Raw genomic sequence first — 17,069 nt, 5'->3', positions numbered from 1 at the left:
TCAGCCCTCGTTCTCGATCAGCCAGATGCGTGCGTGCCCGGTGTCACCCATCTCGTAGGCGTCGGCGGCGGGAGGTGCGGCGGTCACCTCGAGTTCCACGACGTCGCCGTCGGCGAGGGTGTCGATCTTGCAGTTCATCAGCGTCGGCACGTCGTATTCGCGCGCGAGAATTCCCAAATGTGAGCGCACCGTTCCGCCGAGACACAGCACTCCGGCGAAGTTCTCGATGATCGGCGCGGTGAGCGTCCCGCCGGAATCGTCGATCACGGCGATCGTGCCCTCGGGGACGCCGTCGGTGAGGTAACCCATCACCTGCTCGACGGTGGAGATCAGCGCTACCGGACCGCTGACGGTCACCGCTCGGCGAATGACGTTGTCGCCGATGCCGACCTGACGACGACCACCGACCGTGGCCACCTCCTCGAACGCGGGTGTCGCCCGCTCGGGCCGCTTGTATTTGTTCGGTTCGGACTCCAACGACACCGTCGCCGAGAAGTCGAAGCGATAGCCGGAATCGAGGGCGTCCCGCTCGATCGCCTCGGCATCGGCGACGGCGAACATGTCGAATTGACTGGCGAAGACGAGATCCTTCCACGCCGTGTCGGTACCGAGCGTCGCGAGCCGCTCCTGAGCCAAGGCCCTGACCGCGCTGTTGAACCGGGCGGGCAGCGGCTGAATTTCGGTCGACCCCCATTTCGGGGGATGTGTCGCGGTGTCGGACTGCTGTGCGTCGGACATGTCACCTCGTTCCCATTCGTGCCGAGGACGGCTGCGTCACCGGCACCGAATTCGGCTTCGCCCGCTGGCGATTCACCGAAATTCGGTTTTCTTCCGTTGGATGGGAACGCTATGTAGGATCGCGACTGTGACCCAGTCCACGTTGGTGGACAGTCCGGCGTCGACGAAGACGAGTAAGTCCCCGCAGCGCCCGGCTGGTTCCACGCTGCGCGCAACTCTCCAAAAAGCCGACTACGAGCGAGCATTCGGCATCCTCGAATACTGCGATACGTCGGTGAGCGTCGTCGACTTCAAGCAACGCGCTGTCGAGGCCCTGAACAGCTATTTCGGCTTCGAGCACGTCTCGTTCTTCGCTGGAGCCACGTTCCACAACACCTTCGAAGACCTCACCCCGCTCACCGAGGGCAACACCGCGAAGATGCTGCCCGAATACCAGGGCCGCTGGGCCCGCCACGACGTGTTCGGCGCGCCCACGGCAATGCGTCAGTTGGTGTCCAGTGGTGTCTGTTCGCTCTCGGAGCTGTCGGCGTTCGGCCCTCTGCCCGCAGCCGCGAGCGCGTATGTCCGGCATTTCCTGATCGGTACGTGGCGGATGGAGTCCGCGACCGCCATGCGCCTGGAACTGCCCGGCGGACACACCGCGTTGCTGGGCATGTTCGACCCCGACCCCGACAAGGTCGGTCGCTGTGAAGCCGCGACACTGCGGCTGGTGAGCCGCCAGCTGTCGGCCATCTGTCGCGGCCTGCCCGTCTCGCTACCCACCGCCTCGCTCAATCGGCTCTCGGCCCGCCAACGCCAAGTCGTGCAACTGGTCGCCGACGGCTTGTCGAACGCGCAGATCGCCGAAACCCTCACCCTCGCCGAGGACAGCGTGAAGAAGTACGTCAGCCGCATTCTCGGCAGCACCGGCTGCCGGTCACGAATGGAACTCGCGCTGCTGGCGCGCTCGCAGCGCCTCTGAGTCACCGCAACAACGCAAAAGGGCCGAGACAGTGAACTGCTCCCCGGAGGTCGGAACTGAATTTCTCAGTCCAACTTCCGGGGAGCAGTTCATCTGCTCTCGGCCCTTCTCATCGCCAGGGTGGGTGGTGCGCTGTCAGAGGAACGACGTCTCCCGTGTCAGCCCGTAACGCGGATGCTCGCCGATCACCATCGACTCGAAGATCCCGTAGCCGACCGCGTCACCCTCTCGGCAACGAATCACACAATCGCGCAACTGATGCACCTCGCGGGCGGTATCCGCCTGCGATACATCGGGATAGCGCTCACCGTCGAGGTGTTCGGGCCCGTGCCATTGACCGTGCCGTTGCCCCTTGAACCCGAAATACAGGCCGGTTCCCAAATGGAATCCGGTGTCGCTGATTGCCTCGATCTCGATCGTTCGGGTCTTGCCCCACCCCTCGTCGAAGGTCATGGTTCCGCCGATCAGCCTGCGATTGACCGGGTCGTAGCGCAGCTGATCCACCACGGCGTACAGGGGATTCTGCGTACCGTCGGGGAGGTTCTCGAAGCCTGAGAAGTACGTGGTCGCGCCGTCGACCCACTGCTGGTAGTGATGGATCTCGTAACTGGACCCGTCTGGGCGGCGCAGGTACATCGGACTCCAGGTGAGGATGAAGTCACCGTCGAGCCGCTGCGGCTTGAAGATGTCCGGTGCCGGTTCACCCACGTCCATCCGCACACCCCAGGAGTGGTCGCGGAAGCCGAACCACTCCTCGTCGCGTACCTCGATCCGTTCGCCGTCGAGCCAGATCTCGCCGCTCACGGTGCTCGACTGGTGGTAGCGCAGCAGATCGGACTGGATACGAAAACCGTGCGGCTCGCGTTGTTCGTCCTTCTGCTCCAAGAACGGTGGTAGCACGCCGGTGACGGTGAGGTCGAATCGCAACGGCTGAATATCATTGTGTCGCAGGATGAACCGCACCTTGCGTAGCGGTTCGATCACCTCGTAGTCCACCGGCCCGACACCCACCCGATGCGGGTCGAGATCCAGCTGTCTGCTGGCCCGGACGGTGAGTTGCTCGGGTCCTCGGGAGACTCCCGCGAACATGTCGATCACATTCCGGTTGTGGTACTTGCCGATTCCCACATCGACCTGAATCGAGCCGTCGCGGGCGAACAGCGAACCCCACAGTTTTTCGGTCCAGGACGAATCGGCCTGGCTGATCGTCGCGAACGTCTCCGGTGTCTGGTGACACAACAGCTCGTCGGCGGGAAAAAGCTTCTGCATCGACTGGCGCACCTCGCGCCTCCTTCCCATGACATCCGTTGTCGAGCAACGGATGTCGTCAGCGCTGTAGCGGTCGGAAACAGCTGTCGCGATCCTGCGGCACGAAAATGCCGCCGATCAATCGCAGGGCGAGATCGGGATCGCTGAATTTCTCGAACGAGCGGGCGATCATCGGGGTGATCTCCCAGTCGATCTCGTCGTAGCAACCGGCCAACCGGGCCCACGCCTTCAACTTCCACGCATACATCTGCGTGGCGAACAAATTGCGCTGCTCAGGATCGGTTTCGGCCAGTCGCTGATACAGGGCGCGGTGCGCTTTCCTGATCGCCTTCGTCGCCTCCTCGACCTCATCGAGATCGAGCGGGCGCAGCGTGCCGTCATCGGTGCAGAACACCCTGGTCTCGATGATGTCAGCTTGATAATCGCTCGGCGTGAACCACGCTGTGCCCCAGACATTATTGTCCATTTTAATGGTGGCAGGCAGGCGGTAGGCGACGACGAAATGGTGATACGGCAGGGTGTCGCGGATGCCGTCGAGCCACGGGAAATCACCGTCACCGTCGGCACAGGTCTCGCGCAGCGCGAGGAAGGTGCCGTCGTCCAACTCATACGGCCCGGTGTCGCACACCGCGGTGCGCGCGTCGCAATTCTCCAGGAACGCGTACGCGGTCAGGCGGGCACCGAATTTCCGGATCGTCGCCTTCACCGTGTCGTCGGCCGGAACCAAGGCAGCACGGATCTGCGTCAACAGTGCGTCGTCGACTACATGCGAACTGTTGGCGGGATCGGCATCCATATTGAACAAGGCGCCGTCGGTTCGCATGGCGATGGTGGCCTCGCGCCAGAAACGCAGCACCTCCAACTGGTCGTCCAACCCGTCGGACAGACCGTTCTCACCGAGGTCGACGAACAATTCACGTCCGGTCATGTAGTGCAGCGGCATGGCGGCCAGATTGATGAAACTGCGCTTGTTGCCGATCGGAAGGGCCTTCGCGATCAATTCGGCCGGTGACGCATGGCGGCGAATCGTCCGAATTCTTTCGGGTACCCGAAGATAATCCTCCATCATCGACATCAGGATGTAGGTGTTCATCCCGAACAATTCCGATTCGAATACCGTGCGCGCCGACAGCTCCGACTTGTACGCGGCGCCACCCGCGTGCACCAGCCAGTTCCACTCCTCGAGCGTCGGCTCATAGGTGGGATCGGTGTAGAGACGTGTCAGATCCGTGGGTGTATTCAATGGCGCGGTCATGCCGTCACTACTCCGTCCGCGACCGCGAGACGGGCGGTGTCGGCGTCGGTGAGGTCGAGGACCACTGTGTCACCGTCGGTTACCGCCCCGGTCAATTCCGCCGCGACAACGCACGGCACATCCGACTCCCTGCACAGAATCGCGAGGTGCGATTCCCTGCTGCCCGCCGTGCACACGATCGCGCGCAGGTCGGGCAGGATCGGCGAAAGGAACGTCATTCCACCCTTATTGACGAACGCGATGGTGTTTTCCAGATCGTCGTCATCGATCGACAGGACATCGGACGTGTCGTTGAACCATCGGGCCACACCGCGAACCGCACCACTGGTGAAGAGATTCGTTCCGGTTCCGACCTCGTTCAGGTCACCGCTCATTACTGCTCCGTTCCGCCCCGACGCTGGGACGTTGGGTTGATTCGGCGCGCAGATCCGCGCGAATCGAACGATACGAGCGAGGGTGAAATGTGACCCAGTGCACTTAGGGGGACAGTGTGGCGCGGTCTCACCGCGCCACCGTCCGTCGATCAGTCGGAGGTGATCACGAAAAATGCTGTTGGAATGACGATTCGCGCTCCGGCGCGCTAGTGCGTCAGTCGGACTCGCGCATCGTCTGTAGGACCCAGCGTCCCTTGCCGTTGGCCTTGGCGTAGTACAGGCCGGCGTCGGCGACGTCCAGCAGCGTGTCGGCCTCCGCGCCGACGACCGGTGTCACCACCGCGCCGATGCTCGCCGAGACACTGATGTCGTAGCCGTCGACGTTGACCGGATTCGAGAACACCGACAGCAGCTGATTCGCCACCACCGATACCTGGTCGGCGTCGGCGGGTGGTGGCACGAGCGCGACGAACTCGTCGCCGCCCAGGCGCGACACCAGGCAGCCGTCACTGTGCACGGCCTCGTGCAAGCGGTGTGCGAGTTCGACGAGGACCTTGTCGCCGACACCGTGCCCGTAGCGGTCGTTGACCTGTTTGAAGTGGTCCAGATCGGCGAAGCACAAGCCGGCCTGGTCGCCTTCCTTCGCGGAACTGACCAGATCCTGGATTCGCTCGAGCAGGTAGCGGCGGTTGGCCAGCCCGGTCAGCGGGTCGTGCCTGGCCTGCCGGTGCAGCTCCTCCTGTAGTCGGTGTTGCTCGGTGATATCGGCGCCGATGGCAAGCAGGTGATCGGAATGGCCACGGGAGCCCTTCACATACGTGATGGCGAAGGTCATCCACCCCACGCTGCCGTCGGCACGAACCAGGCGCTGGTCGAGCATCACCGTGCCCTCGCGTGCGGGGACCAGGTTGTCGTAGAGCAGGTCGCGGATTTCGCCGCGGTCGTCGGGGTGGGCGAAGTCGTAGACCGAGATGCCCTGCAGCGATCCGATCGGCACGCCGATCATGTCGGCCAACGCGGAATTGGCGTCCAGCAGGATGCCATCGGTGTCACCGATGGCTATCGCGACGGCCGTGTTGTCGAACAGGATGCGGAATCGCGCGTCCTGTTCGGCACGTTCGCGTTGGGCCACCGTCTGCTCCACCGGCAGCCCCTGCTCCGCGCGGGCCCTGGCCACTTCGCGCTGATGGCTCTGCCCCAACGTCGCGGTCAACCCCGCCATCCGCAGCACCGCATCGGGACGGTCGCAGTGCTGCGTCAACCGTCCGAGCACCTGCGCTGACACCGAGGGAACCATCTCGTCGACCAGGTGCGCGTTCGCCAACGCCTCACCGATGAGCGCACCGGCGTCAGCATCGAAGTTCTCGGCATCCAGTGCCGCCCAAAACTCCTTGACCAGCCCGGACAGTAACTCATGCCAGCGCTCGACCGAGATCGTCGTATCGTGCGCGGCGGTCAATGCCCGCCACCAGTCTCGAGTTAGTGCCGCACTGTCGATGTCGTCCACCACAACCCCTCATGCGTCGCGCCGCTCGACAACCCCTTGTCGATCACGGTGATGCGTTCACCCGACGATAGACGGTGTGCCGAGCGTTCGCGCGAACGCGTCCCGGTGTCGGGTGCGATCACCAGAGGCGATTCTCCGCGAAGATGGACTCGCCCTTGTACCGATGCGTCGCGATCTGCCATTCCCAGGTCGCCTGGACTGAACCGACCAGATCAGCGACATGACCCGACAAGGTGGCCACGAGCGGCCGATCGTCGACCGCACGGCAGGTGAGCTCCAGCCGAACACACACCGCGCGGAACTCGGTGACCAGATCGCGCACGATTGCGGCCGCGTGCTGTACCGCGTCCACGAGGGTGGCGCCAGGAACGTCGAGCAGGCACACCGGGATCAGATTGAAGTCGGCGTTGTCGACGATGCACTCCTTCTCGAAGGAGAACACATCGTTCATCAACGCGCCGATGTCTACCGTCAGCCGACGCAGCCGCCGCACGTCGTCCTCGAGCCCCGCCGCGCGAATCCGGTCCCATAACAGATACTCGTCGCGGCCGAACTCGCACAGCGCGATCGCCGGGTACATCCCTGACACATGTGCGCGCAGATCGATGTAATCGGCCACACTGAGCAGCTCACCGCGGGCCTCGGCGTTCTGATCGCGGATCGCGGGACGCAGATGCTCCGCCGTCGACTCGAGAAAGTCATCGAGCCACCGCGCGTCGGCGCGCTCGGCGAGCAATGCGATGAACTCCGCGGTCGCGGCCTCCACCGGCGCCGGTTCCGGCGCCGCGCACCGGGTCTCCAGGAGCCGACACAGGCTGTTCACGGTGGCTTTCGCCCTGAGTTGCCGGTCGAGCGACAGTGCGGCGAATTTCTCCCGACCGACGGTATCGTTGAGCCAGAACAAGATCGCGTTGTAGATCCCGATGATCGTCATCCGCTCCGCGCTGATGGCATTCGGATGCAGATAGGGCGTCATGCTGTTGTAGTGCGCGCCACCGGCTTCCAGCCAGATGCCGTGCCGACGACTGAACGCCTCGGCATTCGCGAGGGCTTGCCCGCCGAACCGGTTCGGCCGAAAGCCCTTGCAGTAGTCGACAATATCGCAGTCCGGCGTGCTGAACAGTTCGCGCAGCGACCATCCCGATCCGCTTCGCACCAGATCCGCGTGGTCGGCTCGCATCGTGGCGAGCTCCGCCTCGATCGTCGGCGTGCAGTCGCCCATATCGAACTCCTCCCCCGGACCACACCCCGCAACCGGTCAGCGACGTGCTTATCTGCGCCGGAGGCGAGCTGGCCGCGGTAGTGGTTCGGTGACCAAATGATAAACGATCACACTCCAGAATATTCCAGACCGGCGGATACCCTGCTCGATCGCGGATCCGACCTACGCCCGGAAGACGCTGTGCGTCAAGGCTTCACACGGCCGTATCCCGCGAACCACCACGGTTCGCGGGATACGGCAGCCACTGCGGAAGCCGGGATCAGCCCAGGTCGAACCGATCCAGGTTCGTCACCTTCACCCACGCGGCGACGAAGTCACGAGCGAACTTCTCGTTCGCGTCGTCGGCGGCGTACACCTCCGCCAGCGCGCGCAGCTGCGAATTGGAGCCGAACACCAAATCCGCGCGGCTTCCCGTCCACTTCACCGCACCGGTCGCCGAGTCGATGCCCTCGAAGGTGTCCTGCTCGTCGGAGGTCGCGCGCCACCGCGTACCCATATCGAGCAGGTTCACGAAGAAATCGTTGGTCAGCTTGCCCGGGTTGTCGGTCAAGACTCCCAGCGTCGACTGCTTGTAGTTCGCGCCGAGCACGCGCAGACCACCGATCAACACGGTCAGTTCGGGAGCGCCGAGCGTCAGCAGGTTCGCCTTGTCGATCAGCAGATACTCCGCGGGCAGACGGTTGCCCTTACCCAGGTAGTTACGGAATCCGTCGGCGCCCGGCTCCATCGCCGCGAACGACTCGACATCCGTCTGTTCCTGTGTGGCATCGGCACGGCCCGGGGTGAACGGCACCGCGAGCTCGAATCCCGCGTCGCGGGCGGCCCGCTCCACCGCCGCGTTGCCGCCGAGCACCACCAGATCAGCGAACGACACCCGGGTGTTGCCCGACTGCGCACCGTTGAACTCCTCGGCGATGCCCGCCAGCACGCGCACGACCTTCGCGAGCTCGTCGGGCTCGTTCACCTCCCACGCGGCCTGCGGCTGCAAGCGAATGCGGCCGCCGTTCGCGCCACCGCGCTTGTCGCTGCCACGGAACGACGAGACCGCCGCCCACGCCGTCGAGACCAGTTGCGCGACAGTCAGCTCCGAGTCCAGGATCTTCGCCTTCAGCGCGGCGATGTCCTCGGCGGTCACCAGGTCGTGCGTCACCTCCGGTACCGGGTCCTGCCACAGCTGAACCTCCTCGGGCACCTCGGGGCCGAGATACCGCGCGACCGGGCCGAGATCGCGGTGGGTGAGCTTGAACCACGCGCGGGCGAACGCCTCCGAGAGTTCGGCGGGGTTCTCCAGGAAACGACGGGAGATCGGCTCGTAGATCGGGTCGACGCGCAACGCCAGATCGGTCGTCAACATCGTCGGCGCATGGGTCTTCGAGGAATCGTGCGCATCGGGAACCGTGCCGACACCCGCGCCATCCTTCGGTCGCCACTGCCACGCGCCCGCGGGGCTCTTGAACTGCTCCCACTCGTAGCCGAACAGGATCTCGAAGAAGCTGTTGTCCCAGGTGGTCGGGGTATTGGTCCAAATACCCTCCAGGCCACTGACAATCGCGTCGCCCGCCTTGCCGGTGCCGTGCGAGCTGACCCACCCCAGGCCCTGCGCCTCCAACGGGGCACCCTCCGGCTCCGGGCCGACCAGGTCGGCGTCGCCCGCGCCGTGCGTCTTGCCGAAGGTGTGGCCGCCTGCGATCAACGCGACGGTCTCCTCGTCGTTCATCGCCATCCTGCGGAAGGTCTCGCGGATGTCGACGGCAGCGGCCAGCGGGTCCGGATTTCCGTTCGGGCCTTCGGGATTGACGTAGATCAAGCCCATCTGGACCGCGCCGAGCGGATTCTCCAGGTCGCGCTCACCGGTGTAGCGCTCGTCGCCGAGCCACGTGCTCTCCGGACCCCAGTACACGTCCTCGTCCGGTTCCCACACGTCGGCGCGTCCACCGGCGAAGCCGAAGGTCTGCAGCCCCATCGTCTCCAGTGCCACATTGCCGGTGAGGATCAGCAGGTCGGCCCACGAGAGGTTCTTGCCGTACTTCTTCTTCACCGGCCACAGCACCCTGCGAGCCTTGTCCAGGCCGCCGTTGTCGGGCCAGCTGTTGAGCGGCGCGAAACGTTGCTGGCCCGAGCCCGCGCCGCCACGGCCGTCGCTGATGCGGTAGGTGCCCGCGCTGTGCCACGCCATCCTGACCATCAACGGGCCGTAATTGCCGAAGTCCGCGGGCCACCAATCCTGTGACGTGGTCAGCACTTCGGCGATGTCACGCTTCACCGCGGGCAGATCCAGCGAGCCGAACGCCTCGGCGTAGTCGAAACCCTCGTCCATCGGATCCGCGATCGGCGGGTTCTTCTGCAGGATCTTCAGATTGAGCTGGCTGGGCCACCAGTCGCGGTTACTTCCACCCTCGACCGGGTACTTCCTGCGCCCGGAGGCAACCGGGCAACCCGGTTCGGTATTGGCTTCTCCGATGGGTGGATGTTCCTGGGGCATGGCTTTTCCTTCCACAAGTGATCTGAACGGGCTGTTTTCAGAGGGGTGGGTTCAGGTGGACGCGCGGGAGACTCTCGGCGCGCAGTCGGGGCACAGGCCCCAGTAGATGACCTCCGCCTCGTCGACAACGAAACCGTTGTCTTCCGAGGCCGTCAGGCACGGTGCCGCGCCCTGGGCGCAATCGACGTCCGCGATGAGTCCGCAGGAACGGCAGATCAAATGATGGTGGTTGTCGCCGACGCGCGACTCGTAGCGCGCCACCGATCCCATCGGTTGGATGCGCCGCAACAGCCCCGCGTTGGTCAGCGCGCGCAGCACGTCGTAGACGGCCTGATGCGAGACGGCGCCGAGGGTTTCGCGGACCAGGCCGAGGATCGAATCGGTGTCGGCATGCGGATGGGCGTGCACCGCTTCCAGGACTGCGACTCGGGGGCGAGTCACCCGCAGGTCAGCCTTTCGCAGCTGCTCCGCGTAATCCCTTGCCGGTGACATGTGTTCCATATCACGCGCTTTTCTTGAATTAGTCAAGGGTGACTTTTCGCGCCACCTCGCATCGCCCCCCACTCACAGATCACCCTGCGCGCGTGTCGGTTCCGTCCGACATCGCGCCCTCGGCTACCGCCTGGCATCAGGTGCCGAGCGCAGGCGAACGAGTCACCGATCGCGCAGCTTCGGCCGCGCGATGACGACAGTTCCGCGAAGCTCGGCGACAGTGGTGCCATGAACACTTCCGGCACCGAACGCCTCGGCGACGGCTCGCACGACGGCACCGACTCGAACACGCACTGCCCGACAACGCTGTCGCGTCCGCTGACGGCGGTCGCGCTCGCGTCCCTTGCGGCGGGACTCGTCTCGGGCGGCGTACTCCTCCTTCAGCGAGACCCCGAGCGCGCCGACCACGTCGACGGGACCGCCGCGTGGTGGCCGCACGCGGTGTTGGCGCTGATCACCGTCGCGGGCCTCGTGCTGCTGCGTCGACGCGGCGTCGACCTCGCGCGCTCGGCGTTGGCCCCCATCGGCACCTCCGCGGCGCGGCGCCTCGCCGCTACCGTCCGGTCGGTGCCGCACCACCCCACGGCCGCGCTGCGGTTGCTCGGCGGGCTGGTGCCGCTGGCGATACTGGTGTTCGGGCCGTTCCGTACCGGTCAGCAGGTACTCGCCGGACTCGACCCGAATTTCACCGTCAACGCGTGGGGCGGACCCAGCTACGTCGGTGCGATGGCATGTCACTACCTCGACGGCGCGTTGATGATGGCGCTGGCCGCGTGGCTGTTGCACCTACTCTTGCTGCGCTCGCACGATATCGATTCGTACTCGTCGACCGAATAGGCTTGGCGTGCCACGCATTTCGTGGGAAATGGCTCTGGGTTCGGTTACAAGGAGCCACCGGCGTCGAGGAGCTGGGTGGTTCCGGTGATGAACTTTCCGGAGTCGGCGACCAGGTGTAGGACGGTTTCGGTGATGTCCTCGGGTTCGAGGGCGGCGACCGGCAGTCGGTTGAGAGTGCGCGCCGCCACTTCGAAGTCGTCGTAGCCGGGGTTTTCCACGTCGGGGCGGAATAGTCGATACGTGGCCTCGTTGAGAATCATGCCCGTGGCGACGGTGGTGGGATGCACGGTGTTCACCCGAATATTCTGTGGCGCGAGCTCTTTCGCCAGCACCTTCATGAGCATGACCTGACCCGCCTTGGAGGCGGAGTAGTGCGCCTGATTGCCGTTGGCGTACATTGCGGCCAGCGAACTCGTGATCACGATGGCGCCACCGCGACCGCCCGCGATCACATGCGGCACCGAGGCTTTCAGCGACTTCCAGGTGCCGGTGAGGTTGACGTCGATCATGTCCTGCCAGACGTCCTCGCTCATCTCGAGCGTGGGGGCGGGGTTGGAGATGCCCGCGTTCGCCACCACGATATCCAGTCGACCGAACGCCTCCACCCCCTCGGTGACCACGGATGCCGTGGCCGCGTAGTCGCGAACGTCGGCGTCGCGGGCGATGATCCGCCGCCCGGTGGCCTCGACCAGTCGCGCTGTCTCGGCCAGGTCCTCCGCCACGGCGAGGGGGTACGGCACGCTCGATACCCCCGCCGTGGTGTCGGTGGCGATGATGTCGGCACCCTCGCGGGCGAAACGCACCGCGTGACTTCTGCCTTGCCCTCGTCCCGCACCCGTGATGAACGCGACCTTGCCATCCAATTTGCCCATGCTGCTTCTCCGCATACCCACGAACGAACCCGCTTATGACACGGGTCGAGAATATGACGCGAACTGTCAAAAGTCGAGGGCGCCGAGGACGTCTCGACAACGACCCTTCTCGCCGTCGATTCCTGAATAGCAAGCAGCACTTCACATTTCGAGATACACCAGCGCGAATTGGTTTACCAGCAGACCCTTCCCGCTGCCGAACATGCGCGGGGACAACGCAACTGCGAGCATGTCGTATCATTCTGAACGCATCGCCGTTGATGCCCGGCCGAAGCACCTGCCGGAATTGTTCATTCGCCCGCGCAAATAACACGACCCGTGCTTGGAGCAGGTTATTGGTCACGCCACCGGATTATGTGCAGCACAACAGCTCCCCCATCCAGGACTACGAAGAGCGTGTCGCCCTGCACTCCCCGGAGTTCAGTGCCGATCCGCATCGCGCCTACCGCGAGATGCGTGAACGCTACGGCTCGCTGGTACCTGTGGAGCTAGCACCCGGCGTGCCGGCGACCCTCGTGGTCGGATACCGCACCGCGCTGAAGATTCTCAACGACCCCGATCACTTCCCCGCCGACCCGCGCGTGTGGGAGAAGAATGTCCCGGCGGACTGCCCGGTGCTCCCTGTGATGCAGTGGCGGCCGAATCCGCCGCGTAGCGCGGGTGCCGAGCATTCGCGCTATCGCGCGGCGAACGTCTCGGCGCTCGACGGCGTCGATCTGCACGCGCTGCACGGCATCGTGGAGACCAGGGCGATCCCGCTGATCAACGCCTTCTGCGCCGCCGGCTCCGCGGACCTGGTGAGCCAGTACGCCTTTCCGCTCGCCTTCGACGTCGTCAACGCCATGCTCGGCTGCCCCCCGGACATCAGCGAAAAGGCGGTCATCGCCACCACCGCCATCTTCGACGGCGTCAACGCCGAAGAGGGCAACCGGCTCTTCGGCGAGGCAGTGCTCGAACTGGTCCGCTACAAGGCCGCCAACCCTGGCGACGACGTCACCACCCGGCTGCTCCAGCATTCCGCACAGCTCGATGAGACCGAGGCGGTGCACCAGCTCATCTCGATCTACGGTGTCGCCATGGGGCCGATGCAGAGCCTCATCATCAATACGCTGCGACTGATCCTGTCCGACAACAGACTTGGCGACAACTTGCTCGGCGGCTCGATGTCGACGAGAGACGCGCTCGATTCCGTCCTGTTCGAGGATCCGCCGCTGGCCAACGCCAGCTGCACCTACCCGAGGCAGCCCATCCTCATCGACGGTGTGTGGTTGCCCGCGCACCAACCGGTTGTCATCAGCCTCGCCGGGTGCAACAACGACCCCGCGATCGGCACCAGGACCAATACGGGCAACCGCTCGCACCTGGCATGGGGCGCGGGGCCACACCAGTGCCCTTCCCAGTCGGCGGCGTACCTCATCGCGCAGGAGTCGATCGATCAGTTGCTCGACGCGTTGCCCGACCTCGAACTCGCGGTGCCGGTCGAACAGCTCGTCTGGCGGCCGGGGTCGGTGCAGCGCACCCTCGCCGACCTGCCGGTGCGGTTTCCGCCCTCGCCGCCCTTGCAAGTCCAGTGATCCCCGCAATCTCCGCCGCGGCGGCGCCGATCACTACCGGATCCCCGGTCGGGTAGGAACCGTGGCCGAGTTGCCCGGTGACGAGTCCGGAAAGCTCGACAAACACGTTCCGCGAGAACGCAATCGAGGGTCTCGGCGCGGTAAACCGATGCTCGGCGCCGCGCACAGGGCATGCTCACCGTACGTGACGCGCTGCTGCGCGCTACCTGCGGCTGTGCGAGGCTGAACACATGACGGAAGAACGGTTCGAGGTCCAACGCCAGATCGCGGCGACCCCCTCGGAGATATTCACCCTGCTGTGCTCGCCCGCTGGTCACGTAGCGATCGATAGTTCGGGCATGTTGCAGTCGGCCGACGGCGCGACAGTCACCGGCGTCGGTGACGAATTCGTGGTGCACATGGATCGCGAGTCGCTCAACGATCTGCCGATGGGACGCTACGACGTCACGGTGATCATCACGGCGTACGAGCAGGACGCACACCTCGAGTGGACGATCTCGGGGACGATCCAGCCGCCGATCGAACACCGCTACGGGTATCGCTTGGTGCCCAGCGAGGTCGGCACCCTGGTGAGCTCGTATTACGACTGGAGCCACATCGCCCCGCGCTACCGCGAGGCCGCCATCTTCCCGGTCATCCCCGAGTCGGCCTTGCGCGCGACGCTCGGAATTCTCGCGCGAACCGTAGTGAAGTAGACGCGGCACGCGCCTAGACTCGGATTCGAGAAGGAGGACACCCGTCATGAAGCGAAACCTGAACTGCCCCTGCGGAGAAACGATCGTCGGTACCGACGAGGACGATCTGGTGACGAAGACCCAGTCGCACCTCGCCGAGAATCACCCCGGCCACGACTACTCCCGCGACGAAATTCTGTTCATCGCCTACTGATTCGTCGGACGGCGGCACCGCTGGGGTGCCGTCTCCGTATCGGCCGAGGTGATCGAGACCGGAGCAAGCAGTACATTCGGCGTATGACGACAACTCATTGGACCGCCGCGCATCTCCCCCTGGTGGAAGGCAAGACGATCGTCGTCACCGGCGCGAACAGCGGCGTCGGCTCCGGTATCGCGAAAGCGTTCGCCGACGCGGGTGCCCACGTGGTGTTCGCGGTGCGCGATCTCGCCCGTGGGACCGAAGCCGCGAGGCGCATCGGCGGCAGCACCGAGGTGCGGCGGCTCGACCTGGCCGACTTGGCGTCCGTGCACGAGTTCGCGCGTGACTGGGAAGGCGAGCTGTCGATCCTGGTCAACAATGCCGGTGTGGCGCTGGTGCCGCAGGGACGCACCAAGGACGGCTTCGAAACCCAGTTCGGCACCAATCATCTCGGCCATTTCGCACTGACCAACCTGTTGCTCGGCCACATCACCGACCGGGTGATCACCATGGCCTCCGGTGCGCATCGCGCCGGTGTGCTCGACTTGGACGATCTCGACTTCCGCCGCGGCGGCTACGGCCCGGTGAAAGGCTACGGCCGCTCCAAATTGGCGAACCTGCTGTTCACCCTCGAATTGCAGCGTCGACTGGCGCACGCGGGGTCCTCGGTTCGATCGTTGGCAGCCCACCCCGGCTATGCCGCCACCGAACTCGGCACGCGGGGCCGCAACAAATACCTGGTCGTTGCGACGCATCTGGCGGGTCGCTTGTTCGCGCAGTCCCCCGAGCAAGCCGCCCGGCCCGTTCTCTTCGCCGCGACCGAGGACCTGCCCGGCGCCAGTTATGTCGGTCCCGATGGTCGCGGCGAGCTGCGTGGGGAGCCCACCCTGGTGGGCCGGTCCGCGCAGGCCAGCGACGTCGCGCTGGCGGGCCGCCTGTGGGCGGCGTCGGAGCAGCTCACCGGCGTCACGTTCACACCGCCCGCCGATGCGGGGACGACCCGACGGGGTTGAACCCCGCGTGTCCACGGGTACCGTGCAGGTATGGGTGTGATCGGAGAACTCTTTCCTGGCCAGAAGGCGGCGGATGAGAGCGGCCAAGACAGTGACGGGCTGCCACACCGCCCACGCTTCGAACTCGATCTGGACAAAGGGGTGGCGGTGGTCCCGAAGTCGTCGAACCCGCCCGCCGAGGCGACGGGAACCGACGCGGGAAACTCCGACGGCGCGGACTAACGAACGACCACCGGTCTCATTTGGTCACGGCCGCCATGGCCGTGCCGGTGAGTTCCACCGAGCGGACGCGATCGGCGACCTCGGTGGACTGATGGGTCAGAATGAGTTCGTCGGCATCCAGTGACGCCGCGAATTCCTCGAGGTAGGAACGGGTCTCGTCGGGAGTGCCGACGGCGGTGTACTTGGTCATGGCCGTCAGCTGGCCGCCGTTCGGTGAAGACAGGAACGCGTCGATCTCCTCGTCGGTGAACGAACGCCCGGCCGGGCCTCGGGAGATCATCATGCGAGCTCGCGCGCGGTAGGCCACGGTCTTCTGCTCGACGGCCGCGTCGTGATCGTCAGCGGTGAAGACATTGACCCCCGCCATGACGTAGGGCTCGTCCAGTTGCTGCGAGGGGCGGAACCCGTCCCGGTAGGCGGCGACGGCCTGATGCAGGGCATCCGGGGCGAAGTGCGAGGCGAAGGCGTAGGGCAGGCCGAGTTGTGCCGCCAACTGCGCACCGAACAGCGAGGAGCCCAGGATGTACAGCGGCACAGGCTGTTCGGGCTCCGGCACCGCGCGCACGCCGGAGACCCTCGTGTTGCCGGTCAGGTAGCCGTCGAGTTCGAGGACGTCCTGCGGGAACGAATCGGCCGACGACGGGTTGCGCCGCAGCGCGTACATGGTCTTCTGGTCACTGCCCGGCGCGCGGCCGAGGCCGAGGTCGATGCGTCCCGGATACAGCGTGCCGAGGGTGCCGAATTGTTCGGCGATCACCAGCGGCGAGTGGTTGGGCAGCATGATGCCGCCGGAGCCGAGCCGAATGGTGTCGGTGCGTTCGGCGACGTGGCCGATGAGAACGCTGGTCGCGCTGGAAGCGATCGACCCCATGTTGTGGTGTTCGGCGTACCAGACCCGCCGGTATCCGCCGCGCTCGGCGGCGCGGGCGATCTCGACGCTGTTGGCGAACGCGTCACGTGCGGTCCGTCCCGGTGCGATCGAGGCGAGATCGAGGACGGAAATGGCGAAGGACATGGGCGCGGCCTTTCGTAAGCGGGAAACGTCGTGGTGACCGGCTCGGTCACAAGGTGCGGTGCAGGTGTTCGGTGAAGGTTCTGATGCGGGATTCGTCGCGGCGGTAGTAGGTCCATTGGCCGCGGCGAGTGGCGCACAGGAATCCGACGCGCTGCAGGATCGCCAGGTGCGCCGAGATGGTGGAGGCCGAGGTGCCCGCCTTTCGTTGGATGAGCCCGACGCAGACGCCGAACTCGGCGGTCTCCCCCGCACACTCCGGGAAGCTGGCTTCCGGGTCCTTGAGCCATTCCAGGATCCGCAGCCGGGTGTCGTTCGCCAAGGCTTTGCACTCGTCGAGCACCCGCACCTCCTTCGGTATTTCGC

The 17,069-nt window shown here is 65.3% G+C and carries 18 protein-coding genes; 7 read left to right on the top strand and 11 right to left on the bottom strand.

Annotated elements, in window-relative coordinates:
- Entirely contained in the window at nt 1-738 is a 738-nt protein-coding gene (locus tag ABEA50_RS10570; protein WP_345495078.1) for a PEP-utilizing enzyme, read from the bottom strand.
- A 127-nt stretch (nt 739-865) separates the two neighbouring features.
- Between ABEA50_RS10570 and ABEA50_RS10565 the strand changes: the two genes are divergently transcribed.
- Nucleotides 866-1,699: a helix-turn-helix transcriptional regulator gene (locus ABEA50_RS10565; RefSeq protein WP_345495077.1), complete on the top strand. Its 834-nt coding sequence runs from the start codon at nt 866-868 to the stop codon at nt 1,697-1,699.
- Between the two features lie 135 nt (nt 1,700-1,834).
- Here the strand turns inward: ABEA50_RS10565 and ABEA50_RS10560 are convergent, their stop codons facing one another.
- From ABEA50_RS10560 to ABEA50_RS10530, 7 genes are all read right to left on the bottom strand, one after another.
- The gene (locus tag ABEA50_RS10560; protein ID WP_345495076.1) at nt 1,835-2,998 is read right to left on the bottom strand and encodes a hypothetical protein; all 1,164 of its coding nucleotides are present in this window, start codon (nt 2,996-2,998) and stop codon (nt 1,835-1,837) included.
- A gap of 28 nt (nt 2,999-3,026) precedes the next feature.
- Nucleotides 3,027-4,223, bottom strand: a complete 1,197-nt coding sequence (locus tag ABEA50_RS10555) for a hypothetical protein (RefSeq protein WP_345495075.1) — start codon at nt 4,221-4,223, stop codon at nt 3,027-3,029.
- The gene (locus ABEA50_RS10550) at nt 4,220-4,597 is read right to left on the bottom strand and encodes a PEP-utilizing enzyme (protein ID WP_345495074.1); all 378 of its coding nucleotides are present in this window, start codon (nt 4,595-4,597) and stop codon (nt 4,220-4,222) included. Before ABEA50_RS10550 ends, ABEA50_RS10555 begins: the two co-directional genes overlap by 4 nt.
- Nucleotides 4,598-4,811: 214 nt before the next feature.
- Complete coding sequence (locus tag ABEA50_RS10545) at nt 4,812-6,104, bottom strand: sensor domain-containing diguanylate cyclase (RefSeq protein ID WP_345495073.1); 1,293 nt, start codon at nt 6,102-6,104, stop codon at nt 4,812-4,814.
- Between the two features lie 118 nt (nt 6,105-6,222).
- Nucleotides 6,223-7,326 carry a terpene synthase family protein gene (locus tag ABEA50_RS10540; RefSeq protein WP_345495072.1) on the bottom strand — a complete coding sequence of 368 codons (1,104 nt, stop codon included), beginning with the start codon at nt 7,324-7,326 and terminating at the stop codon, nt 6,223-6,225.
- Nucleotides 7,327-7,585: 259 nt separating this feature from the next.
- Entirely contained in the window at nt 7,586-9,808 is a 2,223-nt protein-coding gene (katG, locus tag ABEA50_RS10535; protein ID WP_345495071.1) for a catalase/peroxidase HPI, read from the bottom strand.
- A 51-nt stretch (nt 9,809-9,859) separates the two neighbouring features.
- Nucleotides 9,860-10,300: a Fur family transcriptional regulator gene (locus tag ABEA50_RS10530; RefSeq protein ID WP_345496513.1), complete on the bottom strand. Its 441-nt coding sequence runs from the start codon at nt 10,298-10,300 to the stop codon at nt 9,860-9,862.
- A gap of 228 nt (nt 10,301-10,528) precedes the next feature.
- Here ABEA50_RS10530 and ABEA50_RS10525 point away from each other — a divergent pair, with 228 nt between their 5' ends.
- Nucleotides 10,529-11,137 (top strand): hypothetical protein, encoded by a 609-nt coding sequence (locus ABEA50_RS10525; RefSeq protein WP_345495070.1) that lies wholly within the window; start codon nt 10,529-10,531, stop codon nt 11,135-11,137.
- 44 nt (nt 11,138-11,181) lie between these two features.
- Here the strand turns inward: ABEA50_RS10525 and ABEA50_RS10520 are convergent, their stop codons facing one another.
- The gene (locus tag ABEA50_RS10520; protein WP_345495069.1) at nt 11,182-12,009 is read right to left on the bottom strand and encodes a mycofactocin-coupled SDR family oxidoreductase; all 828 of its coding nucleotides are present in this window, start codon (nt 12,007-12,009) and stop codon (nt 11,182-11,184) included.
- Between the two features lie 335 nt (nt 12,010-12,344).
- Between ABEA50_RS10520 and ABEA50_RS10515 the strand changes: the two genes are divergently transcribed.
- The 5 genes from ABEA50_RS10515 (at nt 12,345) to ABEA50_RS10495 (ending at nt 15,691) form a co-directional block, all read left to right on the top strand.
- On the top strand, nt 12,345-13,583 hold the full coding sequence (locus ABEA50_RS10515; protein WP_345495068.1) for a cytochrome P450 family protein: 1,239 nt from the start codon (nt 12,345-12,347) through the stop codon (nt 13,581-13,583).
- A 230-nt stretch (nt 13,584-13,813) separates the two neighbouring features.
- Nucleotides 13,814-14,278: an SRPBCC family protein gene (locus ABEA50_RS10510; protein WP_345495067.1), complete on the top strand. Its 465-nt coding sequence runs from the start codon at nt 13,814-13,816 to the stop codon at nt 14,276-14,278.
- A gap of 46 nt (nt 14,279-14,324) precedes the next feature.
- Complete coding sequence (locus ABEA50_RS10505; RefSeq protein WP_345495066.1) at nt 14,325-14,471, top strand: DUF1059 domain-containing protein; 147 nt, start codon at nt 14,325-14,327, stop codon at nt 14,469-14,471.
- 83 nt (nt 14,472-14,554) lie between these two features.
- On the top strand, nt 14,555-15,469 hold the full coding sequence (locus tag ABEA50_RS10500; RefSeq protein ID WP_345495065.1) for an oxidoreductase: 915 nt from the start codon (nt 14,555-14,557) through the stop codon (nt 15,467-15,469).
- Between the two features lie 30 nt (nt 15,470-15,499).
- On the top strand, nt 15,500-15,691 hold the full coding sequence (locus ABEA50_RS10495; protein ID WP_345495064.1) for a hypothetical protein: 192 nt from the start codon (nt 15,500-15,502) through the stop codon (nt 15,689-15,691).
- Between the two features lie 16 nt (nt 15,692-15,707).
- On the opposite strand, the gene ABEA50_RS10490 is transcribed toward ABEA50_RS10495, so the two are convergent.
- A complete protein-coding gene (locus tag ABEA50_RS10490; RefSeq protein WP_345495063.1) occupies nt 15,708-16,706 on the bottom strand; it encodes an LLM class flavin-dependent oxidoreductase in 999 nt (332 codons plus the stop codon).
- Nucleotides 16,707-16,752: 46 nt separating this feature from the next.
- Complete coding sequence (locus ABEA50_RS10485; protein ID WP_425577586.1) at nt 16,753-17,046, bottom strand: ArsR/SmtB family transcription factor; 294 nt, start codon at nt 17,044-17,046, stop codon at nt 16,753-16,755.
- Nucleotides 17,047-17,069: the final 23 nt, after the last annotated feature.

Source organism: Nocardia callitridis (genome assembly GCF_039543305.1).
In the GTDB taxonomy this organism is placed as follows: Bacteria; Actinomycetota; Actinomycetes; order Mycobacteriales; family Mycobacteriaceae; genus Nocardia; species Nocardia callitridis.
Note: the sequence above shows the minus strand (reverse complement) of the source record. Positions and strands in the feature narration are given on the sequence as shown.

Coding starts and splice junctions, on each gene's coding strand:
- ABEA50_RS10560 (WP_345495076.1), bottom strand. CDS start 2,998: ATGGGAAGGAGGCGCGAGGTGCGCCAGTCGATGCAGAAGCTTTTTCCC.
- ABEA50_RS10570 (WP_345495078.1), bottom strand. CDS start 738: ATGTCCGACGCACAGCAGTCCGACACCGCGACACATCCCCCGAAATGG.
- katG (WP_345495071.1), bottom strand. CDS start 9,808: ATGCCCCAGGAACATCCACCCATCGGAGAAGCCAATACCGAACCGGGT.
- ABEA50_RS10505 (WP_345495066.1), top strand. CDS start 14,325: ATGAAGCGAAACCTGAACTGCCCCTGCGGAGAAACGATCGTCGGTACC.
- ABEA50_RS10490 (WP_345495063.1), bottom strand. CDS start 16,706: ATGTCCTTCGCCATTTCCGTCCTCGATCTCGCCTCGATCGCACCGGGA.
- ABEA50_RS10520 (WP_345495069.1), bottom strand. CDS start 12,009: ATGGGCAAATTGGATGGCAAGGTCGCGTTCATCACGGGTGCGGGACGA.
- ABEA50_RS10495 (WP_345495064.1), top strand. CDS start 15,500: ATGGGTGTGATCGGAGAACTCTTTCCTGGCCAGAAGGCGGCGGATGAG.
- ABEA50_RS10500 (WP_345495065.1), top strand. CDS start 14,555: ATGACGACAACTCATTGGACCGCCGCGCATCTCCCCCTGGTGGAAGGC.
- ABEA50_RS10550 (WP_345495074.1), bottom strand. CDS start 4,597: ATGAGCGGTGACCTGAACGAGGTCGGAACCGGAACGAATCTCTTCACC.
- ABEA50_RS10525 (WP_345495070.1), top strand. CDS start 10,529: ATGAACACTTCCGGCACCGAACGCCTCGGCGACGGCTCGCACGACGGC.
- ABEA50_RS10540 (WP_345495072.1), bottom strand. CDS start 7,326: ATGGGCGACTGCACGCCGACGATCGAGGCGGAGCTCGCCACGATGCGA.
- ABEA50_RS10510 (WP_345495067.1), top strand. CDS start 13,814: ATGACGGAAGAACGGTTCGAGGTCCAACGCCAGATCGCGGCGACCCCC.
- ABEA50_RS10555 (WP_345495075.1), bottom strand. CDS start 4,223: ATGACCGCGCCATTGAATACACCCACGGATCTGACACGTCTCTACACC.
- ABEA50_RS10530 (WP_345496513.1), bottom strand. CDS start 10,300: ATGTCACCGGCAAGGGATTACGCGGAGCAGCTGCGAAAGGCTGACCTG.